The organism is Acinetobacter sp. CIP 53.82 (assembly GCF_000369465.1).
In the GTDB taxonomy this organism is placed as follows: domain Bacteria; phylum Pseudomonadota; class Gammaproteobacteria; order Pseudomonadales; family Moraxellaceae; genus Acinetobacter; species Acinetobacter indicus.
Genome location: NZ_KB850046.1, coordinates 1,224,850 through 1,248,916 on the forward strand (window position 1 = coordinate 1,224,850; position 24,067 = coordinate 1,248,916).

The 24,067-nt window shown below is 48.2% G+C and carries 26 protein-coding genes; 14 read left to right on the forward strand and 12 right to left on the reverse strand.

Going from position 1 to position 24,067, the window contains the following annotated elements; all coding sequences use genetic code 11:
- The first annotated feature begins 15 nt into the window (after positions 1-15).
- Both F905_RS11365 and F905_RS11370 read left to right on the forward strand, forming a co-directional pair.
- The gene (locus F905_RS11365; protein WP_005180832.1) at positions 16-837 is read left to right on the forward strand and encodes an exodeoxyribonuclease III; all 822 of its coding nucleotides are present in this window, start codon (positions 16-18) and stop codon (positions 835-837) included.
- Between the two features lie 495 nt (positions 838-1,332).
- Entirely contained in the window at positions 1,333-1,683 is a 351-nt protein-coding gene (locus F905_RS11370; RefSeq protein ID WP_005180833.1) for a Spx/MgsR family RNA polymerase-binding regulatory protein, read from the forward strand.
- Between the two features lie 96 nt (positions 1,684-1,779).
- Here the strand turns inward: F905_RS11370 and F905_RS11375 are convergent, their stop codons facing one another.
- Complete coding sequence (locus tag F905_RS11375; RefSeq protein WP_005180835.1) at positions 1,780-2,217, reverse strand: DUF2147 domain-containing protein; 438 nt, start codon at positions 2,215-2,217, stop codon at positions 1,780-1,782.
- 155 nt (positions 2,218-2,372) lie between these two features.
- Between F905_RS11375 and F905_RS11380 the strand changes: the two genes are divergently transcribed.
- Complete coding sequence (locus tag F905_RS11380) at positions 2,373-3,284, forward strand: alpha/beta hydrolase (protein WP_005180836.1); 912 nt, start codon at positions 2,373-2,375, stop codon at positions 3,282-3,284.
- Between the two features lie 63 nt (positions 3,285-3,347).
- Here F905_RS11380 and F905_RS11385 read toward each other — a convergent pair whose 3' ends face one another.
- Positions 3,348-3,911, reverse strand: a complete 564-nt coding sequence (locus F905_RS11385; RefSeq protein ID WP_005180838.1) for an FMN-dependent NADH-azoreductase — start codon at positions 3,909-3,911, stop codon at positions 3,348-3,350.
- A gap of 232 nt (positions 3,912-4,143) precedes the next feature.
- Here F905_RS11385 and F905_RS11390 point away from each other — a divergent pair, with 232 nt between their 5' ends.
- Positions 4,144-5,334, forward strand: a complete 1,191-nt coding sequence (locus F905_RS11390) for a GGDEF domain-containing protein (RefSeq protein WP_016658730.1) — start codon at positions 4,144-4,146, stop codon at positions 5,332-5,334.
- 3 nt (positions 5,335-5,337) lie between these two features.
- On the opposite strand, the gene F905_RS11395 is transcribed toward F905_RS11390, so the two are convergent.
- The 4 genes from F905_RS11395 to F905_RS11410 all read right to left on the reverse strand — a co-directional run bounded on the left by F905_RS11395 (position 5,338) and on the right by F905_RS11410 (position 8,197).
- Positions 5,338-6,024 (reverse strand): glutathione S-transferase family protein, encoded by a 687-nt coding sequence (locus tag F905_RS11395; protein ID WP_005180842.1) that lies wholly within the window; start codon positions 6,022-6,024, stop codon positions 5,338-5,340.
- Between the two features lie 331 nt (positions 6,025-6,355).
- A complete protein-coding gene (locus tag F905_RS11400; RefSeq protein ID WP_005180843.1) occupies positions 6,356-7,126 on the reverse strand; it encodes a transporter in 771 nt (256 codons plus the stop codon).
- A gap of 16 nt (positions 7,127-7,142) precedes the next feature.
- Positions 7,143-7,685, reverse strand: coding sequence for a hypothetical protein (locus F905_RS11405; RefSeq protein ID WP_005180844.1), 543 nt, complete (start codon positions 7,683-7,685; stop codon positions 7,143-7,145).
- Between the two features lie 149 nt (positions 7,686-7,834).
- Positions 7,835-8,197, reverse strand: a complete 363-nt coding sequence (locus F905_RS11410; protein ID WP_005180845.1) for an HPF/RaiA family ribosome-associated protein — start codon at positions 8,195-8,197, stop codon at positions 7,835-7,837.
- Positions 8,198-8,444: 247 nt separating this feature from the next.
- Here F905_RS11410 and puuE point away from each other — a divergent pair, with 247 nt between their 5' ends.
- The 5 genes from puuE to F905_RS11435 all read left to right on the forward strand — a co-directional run bounded on the left by puuE (position 8,445) and on the right by F905_RS11435 (position 11,845).
- Positions 8,445-9,419: an allantoinase PuuE gene (gene puuE / locus F905_RS11415; RefSeq protein ID WP_005180847.1), complete on the forward strand. Its 975-nt coding sequence runs from the start codon at positions 8,445-8,447 to the stop codon at positions 9,417-9,419.
- A 125-nt stretch (positions 9,420-9,544) separates the two neighbouring features.
- Positions 9,545-10,048 (forward strand): 2-oxo-4-hydroxy-4-carboxy-5-ureidoimidazoline decarboxylase, encoded by a 504-nt coding sequence (gene uraD / locus F905_RS11420; protein WP_005180848.1) that lies wholly within the window; start codon positions 9,545-9,547, stop codon positions 10,046-10,048.
- Positions 10,045-10,371, forward strand: a complete 327-nt coding sequence (gene uraH, locus F905_RS11425) for a hydroxyisourate hydrolase (protein ID WP_005180851.1) — start codon at positions 10,045-10,047, stop codon at positions 10,369-10,371. The genes uraD and uraH overlap by 4 nt, the downstream gene beginning before the upstream one ends.
- A gap of 101 nt (positions 10,372-10,472) precedes the next feature.
- A complete protein-coding gene (locus tag F905_RS11430) occupies positions 10,473-11,207 on the forward strand; it encodes an outer membrane protein OmpK (protein ID WP_005180853.1) in 735 nt (244 codons plus the stop codon).
- A 98-nt stretch (positions 11,208-11,305) separates the two neighbouring features.
- Positions 11,306-11,845 carry a GNAT family N-acetyltransferase gene (locus F905_RS11435; protein ID WP_005180854.1) on the forward strand — a complete coding sequence of 180 codons (540 nt, stop codon included), beginning with the start codon at positions 11,306-11,308 and terminating at the stop codon, positions 11,843-11,845.
- Between the two features lie 34 nt (positions 11,846-11,879).
- On the opposite strand, the gene hpxO is transcribed toward F905_RS11435, so the two are convergent.
- Positions 11,880-13,037 carry an FAD-dependent urate hydroxylase HpxO gene (hpxO, locus tag F905_RS11440; RefSeq protein WP_005180856.1) on the reverse strand — a complete coding sequence of 386 codons (1,158 nt, stop codon included), beginning with the start codon at positions 13,035-13,037 and terminating at the stop codon, positions 11,880-11,882.
- 220 nt (positions 13,038-13,257) lie between these two features.
- Here hpxO and alc point away from each other — a divergent pair, with 220 nt between their 5' ends.
- The 5 genes from alc to F905_RS11465 all read left to right on the forward strand — a co-directional run bounded on the left by alc (position 13,258) and on the right by F905_RS11465 (position 18,107).
- Complete coding sequence (gene alc, locus F905_RS11445) at positions 13,258-14,265, forward strand: allantoicase (protein WP_005180857.1); 1,008 nt, start codon at positions 13,258-13,260, stop codon at positions 14,263-14,265.
- Positions 14,266-14,369: 104 nt separating this feature from the next.
- A complete protein-coding gene (locus F905_RS11450; protein ID WP_005180859.1) occupies positions 14,370-14,879 on the forward strand; it encodes an ureidoglycolate lyase in 510 nt (169 codons plus the stop codon).
- Between the two features lie 95 nt (positions 14,880-14,974).
- A complete protein-coding gene (locus F905_RS11455) occupies positions 14,975-15,760 on the forward strand; it encodes a sulfite exporter TauE/SafE family protein (RefSeq protein WP_005180860.1) in 786 nt (261 codons plus the stop codon).
- Positions 15,761-15,869: 109 nt separating this feature from the next.
- Complete coding sequence (locus F905_RS11460) at positions 15,870-17,285, forward strand: SLC13 family permease (RefSeq protein ID WP_005180862.1); 1,416 nt, start codon at positions 15,870-15,872, stop codon at positions 17,283-17,285.
- Positions 17,286-17,399: 114 nt separating this feature from the next.
- Positions 17,400-18,107: a phospholipase D family protein gene (locus F905_RS11465; protein ID WP_005180864.1), complete on the forward strand. Its 708-nt coding sequence runs from the start codon at positions 17,400-17,402 to the stop codon at positions 18,105-18,107.
- A 151-nt stretch (positions 18,108-18,258) separates the two neighbouring features.
- Here the strand turns inward: F905_RS11465 and urtE are convergent, their stop codons facing one another.
- The 5 genes from urtE to urtA form a co-directional block, all read right to left on the reverse strand.
- Positions 18,259-18,957: an urea ABC transporter ATP-binding subunit UrtE gene (urtE, locus tag F905_RS11470; protein WP_005180865.1), complete on the reverse strand. Its 699-nt coding sequence runs from the start codon at positions 18,955-18,957 to the stop codon at positions 18,259-18,261.
- A gap of 10 nt (positions 18,958-18,967) precedes the next feature.
- Positions 18,968-19,786, reverse strand: a complete 819-nt coding sequence (gene urtD, locus F905_RS11475; RefSeq protein WP_005180868.1) for an urea ABC transporter ATP-binding protein UrtD — start codon at positions 19,784-19,786, stop codon at positions 18,968-18,970.
- Entirely contained in the window at positions 19,783-20,856 is a 1,074-nt protein-coding gene (urtC, locus tag F905_RS11480; RefSeq protein ID WP_005180870.1) for an urea ABC transporter permease subunit UrtC, read from the reverse strand. Before urtC ends, urtD begins: the two co-directional genes overlap by 4 nt.
- A 4-nt stretch (positions 20,857-20,860) precedes the next feature.
- Positions 20,861-22,489 (reverse strand): urea ABC transporter permease subunit UrtB, encoded by a 1,629-nt coding sequence (gene urtB, locus F905_RS11485; RefSeq protein WP_005180871.1) that lies wholly within the window; start codon positions 22,487-22,489, stop codon positions 20,861-20,863.
- A gap of 94 nt (positions 22,490-22,583) precedes the next feature.
- A complete protein-coding gene (gene urtA, locus F905_RS11490; RefSeq protein WP_005180872.1) occupies positions 22,584-23,867 on the reverse strand; it encodes an urea ABC transporter substrate-binding protein in 1,284 nt (427 codons plus the stop codon).
- Between the last annotated feature and the right edge of the window lie 200 nt (positions 23,868-24,067).

The window sequence follows — 24,067 nt, forward strand, 5'->3', positions numbered from 1 at the left end:
AGGTAAGACCTGCGCATGATACCAAAGAGTAGCTATCCGAGTGATCAAAAAATTCTTCGTGTGGTTTCAATTAACGTCAATGGCCTGCGTTCTTCGGTCAGTAAAGGCCTGCTGGAGTGGATGGAAAAATCAGAGGCTGATGTCATCTGCATTCAGGAAAGCCGTCTGACCCATGCGCAGTGGACCGATAAATTCAAACCGGAAGGCTGGTATACCCATCTGTTCGCAGCTGAACGTCCGGGCTATGCCGGCACCGCCATTTACAGCCGCCTGCCATTTGTGTCTATTCAGGATGGTTTAGGCTTTGAACTGGCCGACTCCCAAGGCCGTTTTGTCACGGCAGAATTTGATTTAGGGCTGGGTTATCCGGTGCATATCTGCTCACTGTATCTGCCATCGGGTTCATCGGGTGAAGAAGCACAAGCCCGTAAAGACCACTTCCTCGAAGAATATACAAAAATCCTGAAACAATGGCGCGATGAAAATAAATCGATCATTGTCTGCGGCGACTACAATATCGTGCATAAACGTATTGATATTAAAAACTGGTCAGGCAACCAGAAATCTTCCGGCTGTTTACCGCATGAACGTGCCTGGCTCGATCATATCTATAATGATCTGGGCTATGTCGACACCTTCCGTGAAGTGCGCAAAGAAGCCGAACTGTATTCCTGGTGGTCGAACCGTGGCCAAGCGCGTGCCAAGAACGTTGGCTGGCGGATTGACTATCATGCCTGCTCACCGGACTGGAAAGCACGTACCGTCAATGCCTGGGTCTACAAAGAGGAATGGTATAGCGACCACGCCCCGGTGATTATTGATTATAAACTCAACTAAAAACCTTCCTATTGAGTGAACAATTGTTCACTCAATAGAGGTTTATTTCCGACATATTTTGTCGTCATTCAGACCTTTATCTGCTTTTTAAATCGGCGCATTATTGCAGCACGGCAAAGGGACAGTGTCAGGATGACAGCAAAGGGACAGGAAGCCGTAGGATGCAAATAAACAAAGCCATGATGGTCTTTGTTTCAAGGATGTGACATCGGACGTTGTAGTGAGACCCGCATAATCAGGATGATTAAATGCGGGTTTTCTACATCTGGGCTTTTATTTTTTATATTGGCTCTTTGCTTTTCGTTTTTTTCTTAGTACGAATAATTCTTCTCAAGTGTTGTCTTGTTTTTCTGCCACTATTATGGCGCGGTAGCGTTGCATTTTAATGACGGTTTAATTTCAGAACCATGAACTCAATATTTATACCCGCTATAGTGCAAAACCAATTTTTTGGTTAATCTCTTGAGCATTGTGTTTCTTGCTGGAATCCGCTTTATGCTTAAAATTTATGGTATTAAAAACTGCAACTCCATGAAAAAAGCCTTTGATCTGCTCAATGAACTGGGCCTGGCTTATGAATTTCATGATTATAAAAAACAGGGGATTGATGCAGAAACGCTAAAACACTGGCTGGATGCCAAAGGTCAGGACAAAATTCTGAATAAAAAAGGCACCACCTGGCGCAAACTGTCGGAAGCGGAACAGGCACAAGCCCTGTCCAGCGAAGCAGATTTAATTGAAGCCTTACGCACTCACAACAGCCTGATCAAACGTCCTGTGCTGGCCACCGCAGACGGCTTTATTGTTGGTTTTGATGAAACCGCCTATCGCGCCTTAAACGGATAAATTCTTTTTATCTACCTTTTACTTATCCGTTAAAAATCAAAAAGCCTGATGCATCTGCATCAGGCTTTCTGGTTTAATCCGTTTCTATTGGCTGGCTTATTTCACACGAACCCAGGTCTGGTTACGACCCAGCGCTGCTACGCCAATATAGCCACGCAATTGTAATTTCTGCCCGCCATCAGCCAGTTGACCTTTTAACTTGTAGGTTTTACCTGATTGCGGATCCAGAATTGAACCGCTGTCATAGTTAGTACCACCCGAATTCTTTAAACCACGTACAATGGTTAAACCTTTCAAGGATTTGTTTTTGTAAGGTCCTTCACATTTTGTACAGGCATTTTCCTCACCCGGCGTTAAAATGGACTGAATTGTTGCAGTTAACGTGCCATTTTTCTGCTCGGTAAATTTGACGGTTGCTTTTGCTTGCTTGGTTTTGTCATCAATTGTTTTCCAGACAGTACCATTTAGCGGATCAGCAGCATTCGCCAAAGCTGTTAAACCCATTAATCCTAATGCCAGTGCAATTTTTTTCATTTTTTTTGATTCCCTAGTCTAGTGTTAGACAGCCTTAGTATTAAAAAGTCACTACAAATTTGCAATTTTTGAATGTGACCATTTAGTGTAACCTTGTAAATTGTGTTGGTAAATACGCAAGCACAGGCCAAAATCAAGAACAAGATGGAAGAACAATGAAGATCAACCCGTTATTGAAACAAATTTTCACAGAAGGCTTTTTAAAAACCACCATCCGCCTGCCAAGCCAATATAATTTACCGCATAATCCGCTGCGTTTCGCCCTCGAACAGATGTGCCGGCTGTTTCCGACCAATAAAACTGTCGAAGTCCGCGCTTTACGTCTGGCTGGCCTGAAAGCCGAAGAAATCAAGCCACAAGATGAAGCCACCCAGCTGATTTTCTATATTCACGGTGGCGCCTTTTATTTAGGGTCTTTAAATACCCATCGCCCATTTCTGACTGAACTGGCCGCCCGCACCCAGATGCAGGTGATTCATATCGATTATCCGCTGGCGCCTGAAAATCCATTCCCGGAAGCCTTAGAAGCAATTTTTGATGTCTATCAGACCCTGCTGGATCAGGGCATACAGGCCAAAGATATTTTGCTGGCAGGAGATTCCTGCGGCGCCAATCTGGCGCTGGCACTGGCCTTAAAAATCCGTGATGAACAGTTACCGCAAGTCAGCGGCCTCATGCTGCTTTCACCATTTTTGGATTTAACCCTGACCAGTGAATCAATTCGTTATAACCGCAAACACGATGCCTTATTGTCGATTGAAACTCTGGAAACCGGGATTCAATACTATGTGCCACCGTCGGTCGATCGTGGTGATCCGCGTGTTTCGCCGCTATTTGATGATTTAACCGATTTACCACCAACCTTGGTGCAGGTGGGTTCTAAAGAACTGCTGCTGGATGATGCGCAGCGTTTTCGTGACAAGGCCGAACAGGCGGGCGTGAAGGTCAGTTTTAAACTGTATACCGGTATGTGGCATAACTTTATTATGTTCTCACCGTGGTTTGATGAAGCCAAAATGGCGCTGGCCGATTTAGCCGAATTTGCCCATCAGCAGGACCAAGATTAAAACGCCATAAAAAAAGGTCAGTAGAAACTGACCTTTTTTGTGATTAATGCAGCGCCGTAAAGCTTAGATTTTGGCAATCTGGTCTAATGCCGTAGTAATCGCCTGATCTTTAATATCGCTCATGCTAACCCCTTCAGCACGTACTACTTCAATATCACTGACACCGGTAAAGTTAAACACGGTTTTCAGGAATGCTTCCTGGAAATCAACCGGGCTTTGTTCGCCATAGACACCACCGCGGCTGCTGGCGATATACACTTTCTTGTCACCTGCCAGACCGACCGGGCCATTTTCGGTGTATTTAAAGGTACGACCTGCCACGCTAATCCGGTCAATCCAGGCTTTTAAAGTCGATGGCAGACCGAAGTTATACATGGCTGCGCCCACCACCACGACATCAGCATCTAGATATTGTTGCAGAATCTGTTCGCCTAAAGCGCTTTGCTCGGCATTTTGTCCCATTAAAATTTCAGCGGTTAAATGCGGAATGGTCTGTTCAGCCAGATCCAGATAGTCAACTTGGGCCGCTGTATTTTTCGCCTGTAGCTGGTTCACAATAGCTTTAGACAACTGACGTGATACAGAAGCGTCGCCTAAAATACTCGAGTCGATATGCAAAATTTTCATGGGAGAGAATCCTAAACTGTGATTTTTTCAATAGCGCCATTTTACTGCAGTTTAAAATAGAAATAAGTGATTTAAACAACACACACTGTTGCACCCATGCAACGATATTTTCCCGAAAAGTACAAAAAATAGCCATTACCAATTATCTAAAATCATGATATGTTAGGTTTTATTAAAATAATTGTATAAAAATGAGACTTTAGACGCTCATTTTTGGGGTCGTGATTCACGCATGAAAAGTCGCATTGCGCACAGTGCTGTGCCCACATTTAAATACAAAGTCACCCGTTATTTACTCGAAAAAGAAGTGGTGATGAACTGGAGCACGTTAAACAAATGTATTCTGATGCTGTTTCTGGGCAGCCTGATGCACGTGATCTGGGCCATCTGGAAAAGTGTGGTATTACTCACCCCGGAACTGTGGCGCTGGGTCAATCTGGCCTTGTTAAAACAGCAGCTGGTCATTAATTTATTCGGCCTGTTCGTGTTTATTGGCATGATTGGCATCTGCCACTACTTTCGCAAACAGGACTGGACCCGGCGCTATATGCCCTATATTGCGGTGGCCACCTTTGTGGTCAGTCTGTGCCGCGATGGCTATCTGGTCGGGGTGCTGAGTCCGGCCACTATGGTGACCTATATCAGTCTACCCACGGTCGGTCTGGTGCTGTTTGAACGCAGAATTGTCTATTCGGCCTTAATTCCGGCCACACTGTATCTGGTCAGCTGCGGTTATTTAAGCTTTTTCGGCCAGTTAACCTATGCACCTTTATTTTTATTAACCGACTTTCCTTATAAAAATGGCTTCTGGGTGCTGTCGATGCTGTTTTTTATTGTGCCGATTCTGCTGACCTGCCTGGTGCTGTTTGAAATTCTGCTGAGTCAGTGGCGCTATCGGGAGGCGCTGATTGCACATTTAAGTCAGGTCGATCCGCTCACCAATACCTTTAACCGGCGCAGTATCAACCAGTGTCTGGAACAACTGAACCACAAACAGGCGCCCAGTTATGCAGTGATTCTGGTCGATCTGGATCATTTTAAACAGATTAATGATGAGCATGGCCATCATAAAGGCGATGAAGCCTTGGTCCAAGTCTGTCATGTGCTGGCCGGCCATATCCGCGAGCAGGATGTGCTGGGCCGTTTTGGTGGCGAAGAATTTATTCTGGTCCTGAAACAGGCCACTGCGCACCAGGCCAAACAGGTGGCCGAGCGCTGCCGGCAGGCCATCACCCAGATTGAACTGTATGATGAACATAACCAGCCCATCCATTTTACCGCCAGCTTCGGGATTGCCTTATCGCACCACAATACCCCTTATGAAAAGCTGCTCAGTCAGGCCGATCAGGCCCTGTATCAGGCCAAAGCCTATGGCCGTAATCAGGTGGTGCTGTATCAGCCGCTGGAACCAGCAGCCTCTTAAGACTTAGCTAGAGGATGGTTCAGACTGATAAGGCTCCAGATAATTGACCCAGTCTTGTTCCTGTTTCGCGGCCTGTTCCCAGGCCTGCATTGCCGGATGTTGCAGCATGGTCTGCATATAATACTGGCTGTCTTCATTCACGGGCAGCGCATAGCTTTTCAAACGCCAGACCACCGGTGCATAAAAGGCATCAGCAATCGAGAAATCACCACAGAGAAAACCGCCTGGGTCCGGACGCTCAGACCAGATCTGACAGACACGGGCTACATCGTCACGTAAATCAGGTTGCTCAGCCCATAACGTCTGTCCGACTTCTGCCAGATCAGCGCGAATATTCATGCCGCAATGGTTACGCAGTGCCTGAAAACCGCTATGCATTTCAGCAGCCAAAGCGCGTGCCCGAGCCCGCTGTGCCCGACCAGCCGGCCATAGCTGGCGCTCCGGAAACTGTTCGGCCAAATATTCACAAATCGCCAGTGAATCCCAGACCATTAGCCCGTCATGTACCAAGACCGGTACCTTGCCATTCGGGTTAATTGCCAGTACATCCTGTTTAAAATGGCCCGTGCCGCGTTCTTTAGGAAAAGGTAACAGCACTTCACGAAACGGCAGTTCAAAAGCAGTAAGGACCAGCCACGGCCGCATGGACCAGCTGGAGTAATTCTTGTTGGCAATGTACAGTTCCATCATGACTCATCCTCCTGTTGTTGTTTTTAATATTCACGATCGCTGGGCAGTGCCACCTGATGATATCAAGGGATATGGCGCCAAAGCCTATACAAAGCGACTTAAAAGCTAAAGTTTAATGGGCGGACAGGCCTCGCGCTTATCCGCTGTGATCATCACCATCATGATAGCGTGATCTGCCAGCGCCTGTGTCGAGATCTGTAGCAATTCTGCTGCTAAACCAGATATAAAAACGGCCTGTGAACAGACCGTAAGCAGAATAAGTTGCAGCTCTCTAGCAGTCAGCGAGAGACTCTACTCCCCCGCTTTCTACAGCGCCATAACCAGAGCGCACTTAGAACAGGAAGGCCACACCTAAACCGGCATGATAACTTTTATCAGCGCCATTTAAATCAACACCGACACTGGCATCCAGCTGGGTACGCGCATTTAAGGCATAAATCAGGCCTGAACCCAAGGCATATTCCACCTTCTGGCTTTCTGCTTTGTGGTAAATAAACTCGGAGAACCCGGCCCATTTATCACTGAGCTGATATTGAATCCCCGGCACTGCCTGCAAAGCCCAATTGCTGTCCTGCCACTCATAACGCATGCTAATTGAGGTGGTCAGTAAATCATTATAGGCATAGGCCACTGCCGAGCTAAGGCTGTAAATATCATCTTCGGCACTAAAACCATCATTCCCGGTGGCAATCTGCGCTTCGGCCAGCACCGCCATCGACAGTTTTTCATCATCTAAATCAATGGCATGTTTCAGACCAATGCTGACATCCCCCAGCCCATCTTCTTCAACCGACTGGCCAGCACTTTTTACCCGGCTCCAGCCCGGACCCTGCCAGCCCAGCTGTAATTCTAGATTGTCTGCCAGACCGGTACGCAACAAGGTATCGGCGTGCACCTGAGTGATTTCCTGCGTCAGACCATTGTCATCTTTGGTTTTCTGATAGTGCGCATTGGCCAGCGCCTGCTCCCAGGCCAACTGGCCGACCGGCGTAATTCCGGTGCTCATGCCCACACCCCGACGGTCAAATGCAAACTCGGCGGCAAAGACCTGACTGCTGACTGCAGTCGCCACCATCACACCCAATAATTTCAATGCTGACATAGTGTTTATCTCAATTTTAAGCCAATTCTTTGGTCATTTTCGCGCCATGGGCACGGAGCAGTTCTAAGGTTTGCTGTTCTTCAGGCAAGGCTTCAGCCCAGTTAATTTCATCAAAGTCGCAATCAAAGAATAAATCACTGATGGATGACAAAATGGTCAGGCCATCTTCATCTTTACGGTTTGGATCGACGTTTTCTTCAAGCAGGCGCTTTACCGCAGGTGCACAGGCGGCACTGGCGGCGTCCCATAACGGGCCATAGACTTCTTCCGCATCCCACAAATGCAAATTGACCTTGGCCTGAATTAACGCGTCCAGAATTTCCATATGGACGGCCAAATCCTGCTGTTTTTGTGCTTCATTGTGCGGCTGGCCCGCCTCATAGGCCTCGCAAATGGCTTCCCACCACTGAAACAGGCCATCAGACCAGACTGAAATTACCGGGCCTTTTTCAGGATCAATAAAATTCGGATCAAGCCCCGCGGCCAGAAGCTGTTGCACTTGGGCCTGATCTAGTTCTTCTATAGCTTGCACCAAGCGTTGTTGTTGTGCCGTTAACATGCAGAGAGCTCTCTTCAATCAAATCAATTTCGTTCTATTATGCCCAATTCAGTGAAAATTGTTTAAGCGAAATGTAATCTTGTCGCATGAATTTGCTATAAAAAAAGCCCCGATACTGGGGCTTTTCTGCTTTTCAGCCAATACCTGTCTTATTCGTCGACATCGGTATCTAGGTCAACTCGACCCGGCTGTCCACCACGCGGATGTTCTTTTTTCTCAAAGACATGCTCCAGACTACGTTTTAAACGGTCAATGGCGCCATGAATTGCGGTATCGACATTATGACCACGATGATTGACCACCACAGGCTTCAAGCCGGCCGGGCGTGCTTCAATCATACATTTGATGTCATCATCTCCGCCTTTGTCCCCGTTTTCATCACTTAAATGTACGGAAAAATGGGTAATACGCTCACTATGGCGTTTAAATTCATCACTTAGCTCTGCACGTACGTAACTAATTAATCGTTCGCTACCTTGGATGTTCTTATCTGTACGGATTTCAATATTCATAATCTCATCCTCTCTTTCTTTCGTTTTCTGAATCTTTTTTGTGCAAAACTATTTTATCTTGGCACGTTTGTCGCTTGCTGTTTTCCAGCATATTGAACATCTTCAACCTAATTTGGACGCTACCCTCCACATTGAACGATGAACACTTTTGAGTCTGCAGAACCGTGTCCTTATACTTTGAATATCGGGCCTAACTCAAAAATATGCAAGCAATATTTGATAAAAATTAGCAAAAGGATAACCTGTTGTGACAACTGCTTACTTGCGTGGTCAGGCACTGATTGACTCAATCCGCTCTGCCCCTTATTCACGTGATTTAGTTGGCTATCATGGCCAACCGCCGCATCCGCAGTGGCCGAATCAGGCACGTATTGCAGTGCAATTTGTGCTGAATTATGAGGAAGGCGGCGAAAATCATATTGAACATGGTGATGCCGGTTCTGAGCAGTTTTTATCTGAAATTGTCGGTGCGGCCAGCTTTCCGGCCAGACATATGTCGATGGATTCGATGTATGAATATGGCTCGCGGGCCGGTTTCTGGCGTATTCATCAGGAATTTCAGCGACGTCAGTTACCGATGACCATTTTTGGGGTCGGTATGGCGCTGGCGCGGAATCCATATGTGGTCGAGGCCATTCAGCAGGCCGACTATGATGTGGTGTCGCATGGGCAACGCTGGCTACATTATCAGAGCATGGACATGGCCACTGAACGCCAGCATATGGATCAGGCGATCAGTGTCTTAGAAACCCTGTTTGGTCATGCACCCATTGGCTGGTATACCGGCCGCGACAGCCCCAATACCCGCCAGTTACTGGCCGAATTCCCGCAAATTCAGTATGACTGTGATTATTATGGCGATGATTTACCGTTCTGGCAGACGCTGACCAATGCCCAAGGCCAGTCACGACCGCATTTAATTATTCCCTACACCCTCGACAGCAATGACATGAAGTTTGCCGCTGCAGCCGGCTTTAATAGCGGCGAGCAGTTTTATCAATACCTGAAAGATGCTTTTGATGTGCTTTATGCCGAAGGAGAAACTGCACCTAAAATGCTCTCGATTGGTATTCACTGCCGTCTTTTGGGGCGCCCGGGACGCTTTAAAGCCCTGCAACGCTTTTTGGACTATATTCAGTCGCATCCACAGGTCTGGATTTGCCGCCGCGGTGATATTGCTGCGCATTGGTATCGCCATCACGCACCAGAACCCGTCAAATAAAGAAAAACTCGCACTGGACTTGTGCAGCTTTAGCCGTCTCAGTGAAAAATTGTCTTTTCACCGAAATTTGGCACTGATATTGCACTTTTAGCAACAAAATTAAATGTAATGATGAGACCCTTACTGTGCAACTGTATCAATTTAATCAGGCCCCTGAAGCTGAGATTCACCAATTCTTGCAGCAATGTGTACACATTCCGGCATGGGCAACTGCCATTGTCCAACAGCGTCCTTTTGAGAGTATCGAGCAACTTTTAGAGTTTTCACGGCAGCTGGCCAGCCACTGGAGCTGGCCTGAGATTCAGGCCGCACTCGCAAATCATCCTCGAATTGGTGAGAAACAGGCGCAGCAGCAACTCACCGCACAGGAGCAGGCATTTTCTGCCCGGGAACAGGCCGCGGTCCAGCTCAATAGCGACACCCAGCAGGCACTTTTACAGCGTAATCTGGCCTATGAAAAAAAATTCGGATTTATTTTCCTGATTAAAGCCTTTGGCTTGAGCAGTGAAGATATTCTGCAAGCCCTGCAGTATCGCCTGCTGAATGATGCCGACACTGAACAGCGCATTGTACAGCAGCAACTTTCAGACATTGCCTTACTGCGTTTAAGCCAGGAGCTTCAGTCATGATCAGCACCCATATTTTAGATACCCATTTGGGTCAACCGGCTGCCGGCGTGAAAATCCGGCTGTTTAACCAGCAACAACAGTTACTGGCCGAAGCCGAAACCAATACCGATGGCCGGGTCACGGCCGCCGATTTTGCTTTGGCCGACTGTCCGGAAGGCTCATATAGTCTGGAGTTTTATACTGCGGCCTATTTTGAACGAAAAGGCCTGGACAGCTTCTTTCCTAAAGTGGTGATTTACTTCCAGATTAAGGAGGCGACACAGCATTATCACATCCCGTTATTGATCAGTCCTTTTGCCTATTCGACCTATCGCGGCAGCTAAATTTGGTCGGAAAATTGCCAATAAAAAGTTAAATTTGGCTTTATTTTTGCTTAATAACCTGTATCCTTGACACGCTTTTTGGGGAAGACGAAGACACCGTTATGAAACTTACGCAACTTGCTGCACTTTGTGCATTCTCAACCGCTGCTGCCTTCACTCAGGCGAGTCCTATTGTATGGCAAGACTTTAGCTTGACTGGTCTTTATGGTGAAAACTACGAGTTAGGCACTGAAGACCGTACCACCTTAACTGCTGAATACGCAGCTAAACTGAAATATGCAGATGTATTCTTCTTTGTTGACCAGCAATGGGATGGCAACAATGACGATTCAACTTACTTTGAATTGGCACCACGTTTAAGCCTAGGCGAAGTGACTGGTCAAAATCTGGCATTTGGTCCAGTGAAAGACGTGTTAGTCGCAACAACTTGGGAGCACAACGCAGGGCACGGTGGCAACCCTGAGTTCAACAACTTCTTATATGGCGTTGGCTTTGCTTTAGATATTCCATATACCCAATATGCAAACATCAACTTCTATCGTGCTGATAATGATACGACAGATGATGATTATCAAATGACCATCACCTATGCTGTACCATTTAAACTGGGCAATGAAGACTTCCTGGTTGATGCCTTCCTGGACTGGTCAACAGCTGAAGATACTCATGCCAGCGAATTAAACTGGACTTCTCAGTACAAATGGAATGTGGGTAAACACATTTCTCCAGAAACACGTTTATACGTGGGTATTGAACACTCAGTATGGAACAACAAATTTGGCGTAAAAGGCGCAGACCAGAATGATGTCAGCGCACTGGTGAAATACCATTTCTAAGTCGTATACATAACCTAAAAAAGCAGGACTCCGGTCTTGCTTTTTTTATGCCCGCAGCGGCATGATAATGCGCTCATTCCTATCCTGATGTGCTGCTTATGCGCTTTCATCTTCGTGCTGCCACCGAACACGATCTTGCTGCCATTCAGGCGATTTATAACCCGGAAGTGCTACAGCATGTAAACACCTGGAATGAACAGCCCTTTGATCTGGCACATTTCCAGCACTGGTTCCAGCAATTACAAAAACAGAATTTTCCGCTGCTGGTGGCCGAACATCTGGACACCGGACAAATTGCCGGCTATGCCGATTATTCCACCTTCCGCAGCATCAGCGGTTTTAAACATACAGTCGAACATTCGGTGTTTATTGACCGTCAATTCAGCCGGCAGGGTTTGGGCAAACAGTTGATACAAGCCTTAATTCAACATGCGCAGGCGCATCAGGTTCATGTGATGGTGGCCGCCATTGACCATGACAATAGCGGTTCAATTGCCTTGCATCAGCAATTAGGTTTTCAGCATTGCGGCTATATGCCCCAAGTTGGAAGAAAATTTGGACAATGGCGTGATCTGGTGCTGATGCAACTCATTCTGGATCCAGCACCAGAGCAGACAGCATCAACACCAGCCGATTGACCTGTGTTGATTAAAGACTTCTAGCACAGAACATTTAATCCAGCGGATTACCGACTATATTGCTGATAATACCTTTCATGATATGTGGCCCCTGCTCTTGGCGCAGTTCGGCATACCAGGCTTCTGTCACCTGCTGATCTTTCATATGCGTGACATCACAGCGTTTACGCGCGCGCAGCACCAGTTCATTGGCACGCTCATTGCGTTTATTCTGGTAGCGGCTTAAAGCATCCTGCACACCCAAGGTATTAATTTGTAAGGCACGTGCCAGATAAATAGCATCTTCCATGGCCTGACAGCCACCCTGTCCAATATCTGGCGTGGTGCTATGTGCAGCATCCCCCACCAGCACCACCCGGCCTTTATAAAAATTGGCAAACGGTTCAATATCATGAATTTCCACGCGATTGGTGCGCTGTTCATCAATCGAGTCTATCAGCTGTTGTACCTGCGGACACCAGCCCTGAAAATACTGTTTTAACAGTGTTTTATACTGGCTGCGGTCATTCTCCAGTCCGGCCGCTAGCGGCACATCAAAGAAGAAATAAAAACGCTGATCGGCCACCGGCATCAGGGAAGCGCGCTTGCCTTCTCCCACAAAGGTGGTCCACTGGTCGGCCGGGGCCAGCTGTTCAGATACTTCCACCAGACCATTCCAGTTGACATAACCGGCATAACGGCGCGCGACAGTTTCATCCAGTACATAGGCGCGGGTTAAAGAGTGGGTACCATCAGCGCCGACCAGCAGTTCGGTTTGTAGCTGTGTGCCATCAGCAAAGCTGACCGTCACCTGCGAACCATCTTCCTGGAGTGCCGCCATTTTCTTGCCTAAATAGATGTGCTCGCGGCCAAATGCATCCATCAGCATATTTTGCAGTTCCGCACGCGACACCGGATACGGACGCTGCCCGACTTCTTCAATTAACGGCGTCAGGCTGAACTGGGTCATCACATCACCGCTCAGGCCATCGACATAGGCCAGATGGTCCATCTGCCCGCCCAGCTGGGCCACCTGCTCGGTCAGCCCGAGGTAGTTCAGGCATTTCACCCCATTGGACCACAGGGAAATAGCCGCACCCACCGGAAGAATCTGCTCGGCCTGTTCATAAATACGCACCTCATGGCCAAACTTTTTTAGTGCAATCCCTGTGGTTAATCCGCCAATACCTGCACCAATAATTGTAATTTTCATTTTTCCTCCCAAGGCTTGCCTGTCAAAACTGAACAGCTGAAGCGAAAAACGTGCCATTTCATGCTTAGCCTGGGTCGCATGGCCAAAAGTTGGCACAGGCTGTGCTTCTATCCGCACTAATAGGCCTGCTGTGCAAGCCAAATCTGGCAATCTAGCGCCACTGCCTGATTTCGATACACGGCCGTGCCTGCTGTGAATGAATAATAAATGGAAGAGAATTATGGCTACTTTAATTGCACCAACATTTGACCTACCGCCCCAGCTTCAAACACTGACCAACCTGGCAGATAAACGTATTGGTGCAAAAGTTCTTGAATGTTCAGATGATTTTTTTGCCGATGCGCAGCGCATGCTCCAATTTACAGCACCAGTATTTGTGGAAGATAAATTTGATGATCATGGTAAATGGATGGACGGCTGGGAAACCCGCCGCAAGCGCCATGCCGGTTATGACTGGGCCATTGTCCAGTTAGGTGTGGCTGGAACAATTCAGGCGCTGGATATTGATACCACCTTTTTTAGCGGTAACTATCCCGCTTCAGCCAGTGTCGAAGCCTGCTATGCGCCGCAAGGCAATCTGGACCAGGCCGAATGGCAGCAGCTTTTAGCCAACAGTATTTTGGGACCCAGCCAGCACCATCTGTTTGAGGTCAGTTCTGATGCGGTCTATACCCATGTGCGTCTGAATATTTTCCCCGATGGCGGTGTGGCGCGTTTTCGCGTATATGGCGAGGTGAAAATTCAGACCACAGATCATCAGGATACGCTGGATTTACTGGCGCTTGAAAACGGCGGCCGGGTAATTGCCTATAGCGATGCTCACTTTGGCCATCCACGGAATCTGATTAATCCGGGTCGTGGCATCAATATGGGCGATGGCTGGGAAACCAAACGCCGCCGCGCGCCCGGCTTTGACTGGTGTATTCTGGCTTTGGGACAGGCCGGACAGATTGAAAAAATTGATATCGACACCGCCCATTTCAAGGGCAACTACCCGGCAGAAGTGTCGATTCAGGCCGTCTATATTGAAGATGCCACCGATCCGCAACTGATTCCACAAAGCATGTTCTGGCCATTTTTACTGGAGGCGCAGCCCATGCAGATGGACCATGTGCATTCCTTTATCGAGCAGATTTTAAAGCACGATAAAATCTCGCATATCCGGGTCAATATGATTCCCGACGGCGGTATCAGCCGGATTCGCCTCTGGGGCACACTGGCGAACTAACACACCAACTTCGCTGTTTGCTTACTCCACAGGCCAACAGCGACCTCCATCTCTACCAGTTGATGATGACTATAAAAATACCCGCCTTGGAACTCTCAAACAACATGAAAAATACCATTCAGATTCAAGCATTGACCCTGGACAATTTTGCCCCTTTTGGTGAAGTGATCAGCTGTCAGGGACATGACTATTTTCATATTAACCATGCCCAAACCGAGCGTTATCATGCGCTGGCCATGACGAAAATTCTCGGTGAAGCACAAGCAGGCATTAGTATTTTCCGCAATATCCAGAGTACCCAGATGCCGTTTCAGGTAGCAATGCTGGAGCGCCATCCTCAAGGCTCGCAGGCTTTTATTCCAATGCAGGGACAAGCGTTTTTGGTGGTGGTGGCACCGGGTTTAAATGCAGATGAGCCAGACATCAGTCAGCTTCAAGCGTTTATTAGCGATGGTTCCCAAGGCGTAAATTACCGTGCCGGAACCTGGCATCATCCCCTGCTAACGCTGGAGGCACCTAGCGATTTTGCCGTGATTGACCGGATTGGCTCTGGTCCCAACTGCGATGTGTATGAATTCAACTCACCCATCCAGATTGTTTCTACCCAGATTTAATTCTCCATTTGGTATAAAAAATAAGCCAGCTTGCCCTTTACAAGCCCAGTATGTGCATGTTTTAGTCAGTACTCTGCCAGTCCGTTGAAATACGCATGTCTAAAGCCGACCTGATGGTTATGATCTTTTGTGTCATTGCTGCCCTGTTACACGGGATCAGCGGCTTCGGCTTTCCTATGGTCAGTACCGCGGCCATCTCCACCTTGTACCCGCTGTCGACCACGGTAGCCTTTGTACTATTACCCTGCCTGATCCTGAATCTGTTTTTACTCAATAGCGACCCCGAACGCAGCTTTCTTCAGGCGCTGCGCTATTATTCCGGTCAATATTGGGGCCTGATTATCAGCAGTCTGATCGGAAGTGTATTCGGTGTGCAGTTACTGCTACATCTAAATGATGGCTATCTCAAACTGCTGATGGGGCTGTTTATTTTATGGTATGTGCTGGATCAGTTTCGCAGCCAGCCCCTGCGCATTCAGGCCAGTCTGAAAAACATGCTGCTGTTTGGTCTGCTGGCCGGTGTGATCGGCGGAGCCACCAATGCCATGGCACCCTTTCTGATGATGTACCTGCTGAGTACCGAACACAGCAAAACCGAAATTGTGCTGATCAGCAACTTGAATTTTGCGGTCAGTAAACTGATTCAGCTGCTGCTGCTTTACCCGGTGATGCTGCAATTTAAATCTGAACAATGGTCCTTACTGGGCTTATTAACCGTGATGTCGCTGCTCGGGGTCTGGGCTGGCGGCCAGTTACGTGCCCATATTTCCCAGCAGAAATTTCGCTGGCTGATTCTCAGCTTACTGGCCGTGCTCGGCGGCTCAGCCCTGTGGCAAGCTGTGCAACTCCTCAGTCAGAACCCGCATTTTTTTGTGGTTTAATCTTCTCTTAGCTGCAAAATAATCAATTTATACTTTGCCCCCCTGCTTGAAAAATATTAAATAATAGGCCGATTACTCTAATTCCTATAAATCTATAAAAGGATCGTATATGAATACAGATACGTTAAAACCACCGGTCGAGGCCGCGCCGAAAGGCATTGTCAAAGGCTGGATTATTATTGTCATTGCCGCCCTGCTTTCTTGGGGCTTTTACCATATTTTGCCCTATGATGATTATGCCAATAAAGGCCTGAGCCTGCTGCTGTTTATCGGGATTTTATGGCTGACTGAAGCGGTGCATATCACCATTACCGCGCTGCTGGTGCCGGTGCTGGCCGTAGCGCTTGGCATGCCGATTGAAAATGCCAGCAAAGAACTGGTACCGATGACCACCACGCAGGCGCTGCGGACTTTTGCTGACCCGGTCATTTTCCTGTTCTTTGGTGGTTTTGCCTTGGCCACTGCCCTGCATATCCAGAAACTGGACCGTAAAATTGCGATGTGGATTATTTCCATGTCTGGCGGGCATTTGGGGATTTCGGTGCTGGCCATTTTCGCCGTCACAGCTGCACTGTCGATGTGGATTTCCAATACCGCCACCGCAGCGATGATGCTCCCGCTGGCTTTGGGTCTGCTGTCGCACCTGGATTCAACCAAAGAGCGCTCTACCTTCGTCTTTATTCTGCTCGGGATTGCCTATTCGGCCAGTATTGGCGGCTTAGGAACGCTGGTGGGTTCACCACCGAATGCGATTGCTGCCAAAGCACTGGACTATGACTTCGCCGACTGGATGAAAATCGGTTTGCCGATGATGCTGATTTTACTGCCAGCCATGTTGGTCAGTTTATATCTGGTGTTGCGTCCGAAACTGAACCAGAAAATTCATTTTGAAACAGAAGTAATTCCATGGAACCGAACCCGTATCGCGACCATGATTCTGTTTATCTGTACCGCAATTGCCTGGATTTTTGGCAAAAAACTCAGCGAGAACTTTGGTATTTCATCTCCGGATACCTGGACCGCGCTGGTCGCCGCCTGTCTGGTGGTGATTTTAGGTACAGCCACTTGGAAACAGGTTTCTGAAAATACCGACTGGGGTGTATTACTGCTGTTTGGTGGTGGTTTAACCTTAAGTGCGATGTTAAAAGATTCAGGTGCATCGCTGGTGCTGGGTCAAACCGTTGCGGATGTATTTGGTACGGCATCACCGCTGGTGATTATTTTTGTGGTGACCATTTTCATTATTTTCCTGACTGAATTTACCAGTAACACCGCTTCTGCTGCACTGTTGGTACCGGTCTTTGCCGCCATTGCCGACCAGATGGGTATGCCAAAAGAAATTCTGGTGATTATTATTGGTATTGGTGCATCGTGTGCCTTTATGTTGCCTGTAGCAACACCGCCAAATGCAATTGTGTTTGGGTCCGGTCATATCAGACAGCGTGAAATGATGAGTGTCGGGATAGTATTAAACATCCTGTGTACCTTCATTATTGCGCTGTTCGTATACTGGTTCTTTAGCTAAACGCTCAGCATCCATCTAAAAGAGCACTGATTTCAGTGCTCTTTTTTTTGTTTAATTTTTACCTATACTTAGACTATGATCTAAGCCATCAATAAGAATGACACGGGGATTTTTATGGCCAAGTTTTTAAACACCAGTGCAACCAACTTTTTTCTAGAAGAACTGATTAAGAATGCCAAAGAGCGTTTAATTCTGATTAGCCCCTATTTACGCCTCAATGACCGGATTAAAGAATTACTCGAAGATAAAGATCGGCTCAAAATTGACATCCGTATTGTGTATGGCAAAAGCGATCTGCATCCAGAGGAAATCAAATGGTTGCAAAAACTGGATTATGTCCGCTTAAGCTTCTGCAAGAACCTGCATGCAAAATGCTATCTGAATGAATCGGAATGTATTATTTCCAGCCTGAATTTATATGAATTCAGCCAGATTAATAACAATGAAATGGGAATTCTGGTTCGCAAATACGAAGATGATGAAGTATTTAAAGATGCCTATGAAGAAGCGCAGCGCATTATTCGGATTAGTGATGAAGTCCGCATTAGCCTCGATGAAGTGAAAGCAGATGCTGTGGTGGCCGAAGCAGAGCGTGGCGAAGAAAGCTCAACACTGACCAAACTCACCACTTCCAAACTGGCTGCAAAACATAAGCTGAAAACCGCAGATATACTGGAGAAATTAACCACAAAAGGCTTCCTGACCTTAAACGAAAATGGCAAACACTTTTTAACTGAACAGGGTAAAAGTAGTGGGGGTGAGTTCAGATCCAGTCAGTATGGTGGGTATTTTTTATGGAATGAAAATACGGAAATTGAATGACAATTTCCCTCTCCTTTTCGGAGACAGGGAGAGGTGAAATTAAAGCCTCCAAACCTCCCTTCTTGCGCTGCAAGATCAAGCCGTGCTGATCTCTTGCTCAGGGAGGCTTTGACTTGTTAAATCCCTCCAACCTCCCTTTGAGAGAGGGAAATTAAATCGCTACTAACTCCCGAATCCCTTTCTCCGGCATTTCCCTGCCGGCACCTTGTGCAATCACCTGGCCACGCGCCATCACGGTATAGCCATCGGCCAGCTCTTCGGCAAAATCATAGAACTGCTCGACCAGCACAATTGCTATTTCGCCACTATCAGCCAGTTTACGAATCACCCGGCCAATATCTTTAATAATCGACGGCTGAATACCCTCGGTTGGCTCATCCAGAATTAATACCTTCGGTTCAGAAGCCAGCGCGCGGGCAATTGCCAATTGCTGCTGCTGACCACCGGATAAATCTCCGCCGCGGCGCTGCTTCATTTCATCCAGAACCGGAAAAATCTCGTACAGATGTTCCGGCACTTTCCGGGTTTTCGCGCCTTTAAATTTCGCCATCCCAATCAGGATATTTTCCTCGACCGTTAAGGTTGAAAAAATATCGCGGCCTTGCGGCACATAGGCCAAACCTTCACGCACGCGCTGCTCCGGACTGAGCTTAGAAATATCTTTGCCATCCAGCAGAATCTGCCCGGACTTAATCGGCAAAATGCCCATCAAGCATTTCAGCAAGGTGGTTTTGCCCACGCCATTACGCCCCAGCACCACTGAACATGCGCCGACCGGAGCCTGAAACGATACATCGCGCAGGATATGACTGCCCCCATAAAACTGATTGACGTCTTTGACTTCTAGCATCGCGGTCTCCTTAACGTCCCAAATATTTTTCAATCACATCTTCATTGGCCTGAACTTCGGCCAATGTACCCTCTGCCAGAATGGCACCCTGTGCCAGCACCGTGACTTTTTCACTGATGGTGTCAATAAAGCTCATGTCATGCTCGACCACAATCAAGGTATGATTTTTCTTCAGCTCCAGACATAGCTCTGCGGTGCGTTCAGTTTCGGCATCGGTCATACCTGCCACTGGTTCATCCAGCAAAATCAGCTTCGGGCGCTGCATCAGCAACATGCCAATTTCCAGCCACTGCTTTTGGCCATGCGACAGCAATCCGGCCGGTTTATGCACCAATTCCTGTAAGCGGATTTGCGCCAGCGATTCCTCCAGCGCCTGTTGGGCATCCGGATCGAGCTTGCTAAAGAAACTCTTTTTCACCCGTTTATCTTTCGGCGCGGCCAGCAGCAGGTTTTCCATCACGGTAAAATTTTCAAATACCGTGGGTTTCTGGAACTTGCGTCCAATTCCGGCCTCGGCAATCTGTTCGGTGCTCATCTTGGCTAGATCATAGGTCTGGCCAAAAAAGGCACTGCCTTCCGTTGGACGAGTTTTACCGGTAATCACATCCATTAACGTGGTTTTACCGGCACCATTGGGTCCAATGATGCAACGTAATTCCCCTTCTTCGATATACAAAGACAAGTCGTTTAAGGCGCGAAAGGCATCAAACCAGACACTGACTTTTTCCAAATACAGTGCAATACCGTGGCTAAAATCTGCGCCCTGTTCCTTGGGGCGGCCATAACCTTCAGCAGCATGGCCACCATGAGCTTGCAACAGTTCACTCATTCGCTCCGCTCCTTTTTAAAACGGTCAAACAGACCAATAATCCCTTTCGGCAGGAAGATGGTCACCACAATAAACAGCGCCCCTAAAATCAGTAACCACGCCTCTGGGGAAGCAGCGGTGAAATAGGTTTTGGCCGCGTTAATCACACCCGCGCCGAGCAAAGGCCCAATTAAGGTGCCACGACCACCCGCTGCGACCCAGACCGCCATTTCAATTGAGTTGACCGGGTTCATTTCACTCGGGTTGATGATACCGGCTTGTGGCACATACAGCGCCCCGGCAATACCCGCGATCACCGCAGACAGCACCCAGGCCGACAGCTTGTACCACAGCGTGCGATAGCCCAGATATTGCAGACGGTTTTCACTGTCACGAATCGCACCCAGCACACGGCGATAAGGCTGATTCATCAGATGACGCAACCCGATAAAGCACAGCAGAAGCACCAGCGCGGTGATAAAACACAGGCTGGCCCGCATCGGTGCCGAGGTAATATCCATGCCCAAAATAGTTTTAAAGCCGGTAAAACCATTGTTGCCGCCGAAACCGGTTTCATTACGGAAAAACAGTAGTGCGGCAGCAAAGGTCATGGCCTGGGTGATAATCGAGAAATACACGCCCTTGATTTTGGAGCGAAAAGCAAAGAAGCCAAACACAAAGGCAATGATGCCCGGCACTAAAACAACAAGTGCAAGCGCCCAGAGGAAATGTTCCGTGCCGACCCAGAACCACGGTAATTCGGTCCAGCTTAAGAAACGCATAAAGTCTGGCAAGCCATCGCCCGCGGATTGGCGCATCAGGTACATGCCAAACGCATAGCCGCCTAGAGCAAAGTACAGGCCATGGCCCAGACTTAAAATACCGGCATAGCCCCAGACCAGATCCAGAGCCAAAGCCACCAGCGCCAGACACATGATTTTGCCAATCAGGGTGACCCAATAAGCCGACAGATGCAGTGCCGAATCACTCGGCAACAGATGCAGCCACGGCAACAGCAGTAAAATCGCAAAACAGGCGGCAATGGCTGCCCCGCTATAGGGTTTATCGGAAAGTAAATGTGTGATCTTCATGCGCTTACTCCACAAAACGGCCTTTGATGGCAAACAGACCTTGTGGGCGTTTTTGAATAAACAAAATCACAAGAACCAGAAGAATAATTTTGGCCAGTACTGCACCCATGCCAATTTCCAGCGCAGTCCCGCTAATGCCCAGACCCAGTGCTGCCAGTACCGCACCCCAGACCTGACCAACCCCACCGACTACCACCACCAAAAAGGCATCAATAATGTAGTTCTGACCCAAATCCGGGCCAACGTTCCCGACCTGCGCCAAGGCACAACCGGCCAGTCCAGCCAGACCTGAACCCAGACCAAAGGCCATCATGTCGATACGGCTGGAACGAATTCCGACGGCACGCGCCATCTGACGGTTTTGCGTTACAGCCCGCACAAACAGGCCAAAACGGGTTTTATTGAGTAAGTACACCAGCAATAACAGCACAGCGATGGTAAAGACAATAATTGCGATGCGGTTATACGGCAGCATCAGGCTCGGGCTAATGGAAATGCCACCAGACAGCCAGGCAATATTGGACACCTCCACGTTTTGCGCGCCAAAGATCATCCGCACCAATTGCATTAAAATCAGGCTGACTCCAAAGGTGGCCAGCAGGGTTTCCAGCTGACGGCCATAGAGCGGACGAATTACCGTGCGTTCAATCAGCATGCCAATTAAAGCGCTGACCAGAAAGGCTGCCGGAATCGCCACGATCAGGTACCAGTCCAGATAACTGCCAAAATGGCTTTTAAACAGGCTTTGCACCACATAGGTGGTATAAGCGCCAATCATGATCAGCTCGCCATGCGCCATATTAATAATGCCAAGCAGACCATAGGTGATGGCCAGACCTAACGCCGCCAGCAGCAAAATACTGGCGGTACTGAGCCCGGAAAATAGATGCCCGGCCCATTCACTGGCCTGTAAGCGGGTCTGAATGGCGCTTTTGGCCTCCAGCAACACGGCTTTCAGTTCCGGATTCAGATTCGGCTGTTGCAGCTCCTGCTCCACCATGGCCAGTACATCGGGACGGTTGGAATCGGCCAGTACCTGGGCGGCCTGAATTTTCACCAGCACATCTGGCTGCTGATAATCCAGCCGTGCTTTGAGCTGGGCCAGACGCGCCTTCACCTTATTATTCCGTTCCTGTAAATACAGGCGATTGATCTGCGCCAGCTGTAATTCAGACAGATTGCTCTCATAAATATCGACAGCTTCAAGGCGCTCAGCCGCATCTTCCGATTGCATTTTCGACTGCGCCAGTGCAAAGGTCAGCGCTTTCTGCAAGGTATTCACCAGCGTGACCTGCGCCAGATCACTTGGCCAGTCGCTAACCAGCTCCAGCGCCGGATAATGCAGTAAACGCTCATCCGATTCCAGAATATAGGTTTGACCATTGGCGCCGCTATAGAGCTGCTGCTGTTCAACATATTGTGCAAGCTGATCCAGCTGTTCGAGGCTGCCGGGCCACTGGTTCAGTAAGGCACGGCGGCTGGCGAAATCACCTTGCACAAATTGCTGGATGGCATCGGCCTGTGTCACAGCAACGGCTGTCTGTGTTTGCGGCTGTTCGGCCTGAGCCAGCTGTATCGATAAAACTTGGGCAAAAATCAGAAAAATAGCGGCGATATTCACGCGAATATTCATTTTATATCCCCCTATTGTGTGTCCTCTTTTTTATAAGAAGGCAGAGAAATCGAAAAAAAAACCTGCTGCCGAAGCAGCAGGCGTGATGTCAAACTTACTTCGGAAGGTAAGGACTCCAAGGTTCTGCCTGTAGGGTTTGCGGGGTTTTATAAACAATATCAAACTGGCCATCGGCACGGATTTGCCCGATCATGACCGGCTTATGCAAGTGATGGTTTGACGCATCCATTTTTAAGGTATAACCAGAGGGTGCTTTAAATTCCTGACCAGCCATGGCTGCACGGACTTGATCCACCTCGGTAGTGCCGGCTTTTTCTACCGCCTGCTTCCACATATTGATGCCGACATAGGTCGCTTCCATCGGGTCATTGGTCACCAGCTTGTTGGCATTTGGCAGTTTATAATCGACTGCGTACTGCTTCATTTTGTTGGTGAATTCGGTATTGACCGGATTTTTTACCGACATAAAGTAGTTCCACGATGCCAAGTGCCCGACCAGTGGCTTGGTATCAATACCGCGTAATTCTTCTTCACCCACCGAGAACGCCATCACCGGAATATCAGAAGCTTTGATGCCCTGATTGCCCAGTTCACGGTAGAACGGCACATTGGAATCGCCATTGATGGTGGAAATGACCGCAGTCTTTTTCCCAGCCGAGAATTTTTTAATATTGCTGACAATGGTCTGATAGTTACTGTGCCCAAACGGGGTGTACTCTTCCATAATGTCCGCATCAGCAATGCCTTTTGATTTCAGGAAAGCACGCAGAATCTGGTTGGTGGTCCGTGGATAGACATAATCCGTTCCCAGCAGCACAAAACGTTCGGCCTGACCGCCCTCTTCACTCATCAGATATTCCACTGCCGGAATCGCCTGCTGGTTAGGTGCTGCGCCGGTATAGAAAATATTTTTCGACTGTTCCTGACCCTCATATTGCACCGGATAGAACAGCAGACCATTCAGCTCTTCCACCACCGGCAGTACCGATTTACGTGATACTGAAGTCCACGCACCAAAAATGACCGCGACCTTATCCTGAGTAATCAGCTGGCGCGCCTGCTCTGCAAACAGTGGCCAGTCAGAGGCCGGATCAACCACCACCGGTTCCAGCTTTTTGCCCAGCACCCCGCCATTGGCATTAATTTCATTGATTGCCATTAGCGCGGTATCTTTCAGCGAGGTTTCTGAAATGGCCATGGTGCCGGACAAGGAATGCAGGATGCCGACTTTAATGGTTTCACCGGTGCTGGCCGCTGGCTGGGCTGTGCTGGCACTGTCGCTACTTTCGGTCGATTTTGAGCAGCCGCTGAGCACCACAACCCCGGCCATGCTGGCCACTAACATACTTTTTGAAAACAGATTGCGCTGGAACTTCATGAATTTCTCCACACTTATGCAGCACCTGAACACGGTGCCTGTTGTTCTATGACTGCAGCGGATAATTCAATTTCTATGCCAAACGCAAAACTGACAGGCAGATCTAGACGGGACAAGTAAGATTTAAATCATAAAAATTAGTTACTTATATTAATATAAAAAATGAAGCATAGCCCTTCAGCTACGCTGCACTGATCAGC

What these genes read in the sequence shown, in the direction of transcription:
- F905_RS11365 (WP_005180832.1), top strand. Translation starts at nt 16, where the DNA reads ATGATACCAAAGAGTAGCTATCCGAGTGATCAAAAAATTCTTCGTGTG.
- F905_RS11370 (WP_005180833.1), top strand. Translation starts at nt 1,333, where the DNA reads ATGCTTAAAATTTATGGTATTAAAAACTGCAACTCCATGAAAAAAGCC.
- F905_RS11375 (WP_005180835.1), bottom strand. Translation starts at nt 2,217, where the DNA reads ATGAAAAAAATTGCACTGGCATTAGGATTAATGGGTTTAACAGCTTTG.
- F905_RS11380 (WP_005180836.1), top strand. Translation starts at nt 2,373, where the DNA reads ATGAAGATCAACCCGTTATTGAAACAAATTTTCACAGAAGGCTTTTTA.
- F905_RS11385 (WP_005180838.1), bottom strand. Translation starts at nt 3,911, where the DNA reads ATGAAAATTTTGCATATCGACTCGAGTATTTTAGGCGACGCTTCTGTA.
- F905_RS11390 (WP_016658730.1), top strand. Translation starts at nt 4,144, where the DNA reads ATGAAAAGTCGCATTGCGCACAGTGCTGTGCCCACATTTAAATACAAA.
- F905_RS11395 (WP_005180842.1), bottom strand. Translation starts at nt 6,024, where the DNA reads ATGATGGAACTGTACATTGCCAACAAGAATTACTCCAGCTGGTCCATG.
- F905_RS11400 (WP_005180843.1), bottom strand. Translation starts at nt 7,126, where the DNA reads ATGTCAGCATTGAAATTATTGGGTGTGATGGTGGCGACTGCAGTCAGC.
- F905_RS11405 (WP_005180844.1), bottom strand. Translation starts at nt 7,685, where the DNA reads ATGTTAACGGCACAACAACAACGCTTGGTGCAAGCTATAGAAGAACTA.
- F905_RS11410 (WP_005180845.1), bottom strand. Translation starts at nt 8,197, where the DNA reads ATGAATATTGAAATCCGTACAGATAAGAACATCCAAGGTAGCGAACGA.
- uraH (WP_005180851.1), top strand. Translation starts at nt 10,045, where the DNA reads ATGATCAGCACCCATATTTTAGATACCCATTTGGGTCAACCGGCTGCC.
- F905_RS11430 (WP_005180853.1), top strand. Translation starts at nt 10,473, where the DNA reads ATGAAACTTACGCAACTTGCTGCACTTTGTGCATTCTCAACCGCTGCT.
- F905_RS11435 (WP_005180854.1), top strand. Translation starts at nt 11,306, where the DNA reads ATGCGCTTTCATCTTCGTGCTGCCACCGAACACGATCTTGCTGCCATT.
- hpxO (WP_005180856.1), bottom strand. Translation starts at nt 13,037, where the DNA reads ATGAAAATTACAATTATTGGTGCAGGTATTGGCGGATTAACCACAGGG.
- alc (WP_005180857.1), top strand. Translation starts at nt 13,258, where the DNA reads ATGGCTACTTTAATTGCACCAACATTTGACCTACCGCCCCAGCTTCAA.
- F905_RS11450 (WP_005180859.1), top strand. Translation starts at nt 14,370, where the DNA reads ATGAAAAATACCATTCAGATTCAAGCATTGACCCTGGACAATTTTGCC.
- F905_RS11455 (WP_005180860.1), top strand. Translation starts at nt 14,975, where the DNA reads ATGTCTAAAGCCGACCTGATGGTTATGATCTTTTGTGTCATTGCTGCC.
- F905_RS11460 (WP_005180862.1), top strand. Translation starts at nt 15,870, where the DNA reads ATGAATACAGATACGTTAAAACCACCGGTCGAGGCCGCGCCGAAAGGC.
- F905_RS11465 (WP_005180864.1), top strand. Translation starts at nt 17,400, where the DNA reads ATGGCCAAGTTTTTAAACACCAGTGCAACCAACTTTTTTCTAGAAGAA.
- urtE (WP_005180865.1), bottom strand. Translation starts at nt 18,957, where the DNA reads ATGCTAGAAGTCAAAGACGTCAATCAGTTTTATGGGGGCAGTCATATC.
- urtD (WP_005180868.1), bottom strand. Translation starts at nt 19,786, where the DNA reads ATGAGTGAACTGTTGCAAGCTCATGGTGGCCATGCTGCTGAAGGTTAT.
- urtC (WP_005180870.1), bottom strand. Translation starts at nt 20,856, where the DNA reads ATGAAGATCACACATTTACTTTCCGATAAACCCTATAGCGGGGCAGCC.
- urtB (WP_005180871.1), bottom strand. Translation starts at nt 22,489, where the DNA reads ATGAATATTCGCGTGAATATCGCCGCTATTTTTCTGATTTTTGCCCAA.
- urtA (WP_005180872.1), bottom strand. Translation starts at nt 23,867, where the DNA reads ATGAAGTTCCAGCGCAATCTGTTTTCAAAAAGTATGTTAGTGGCCAGC.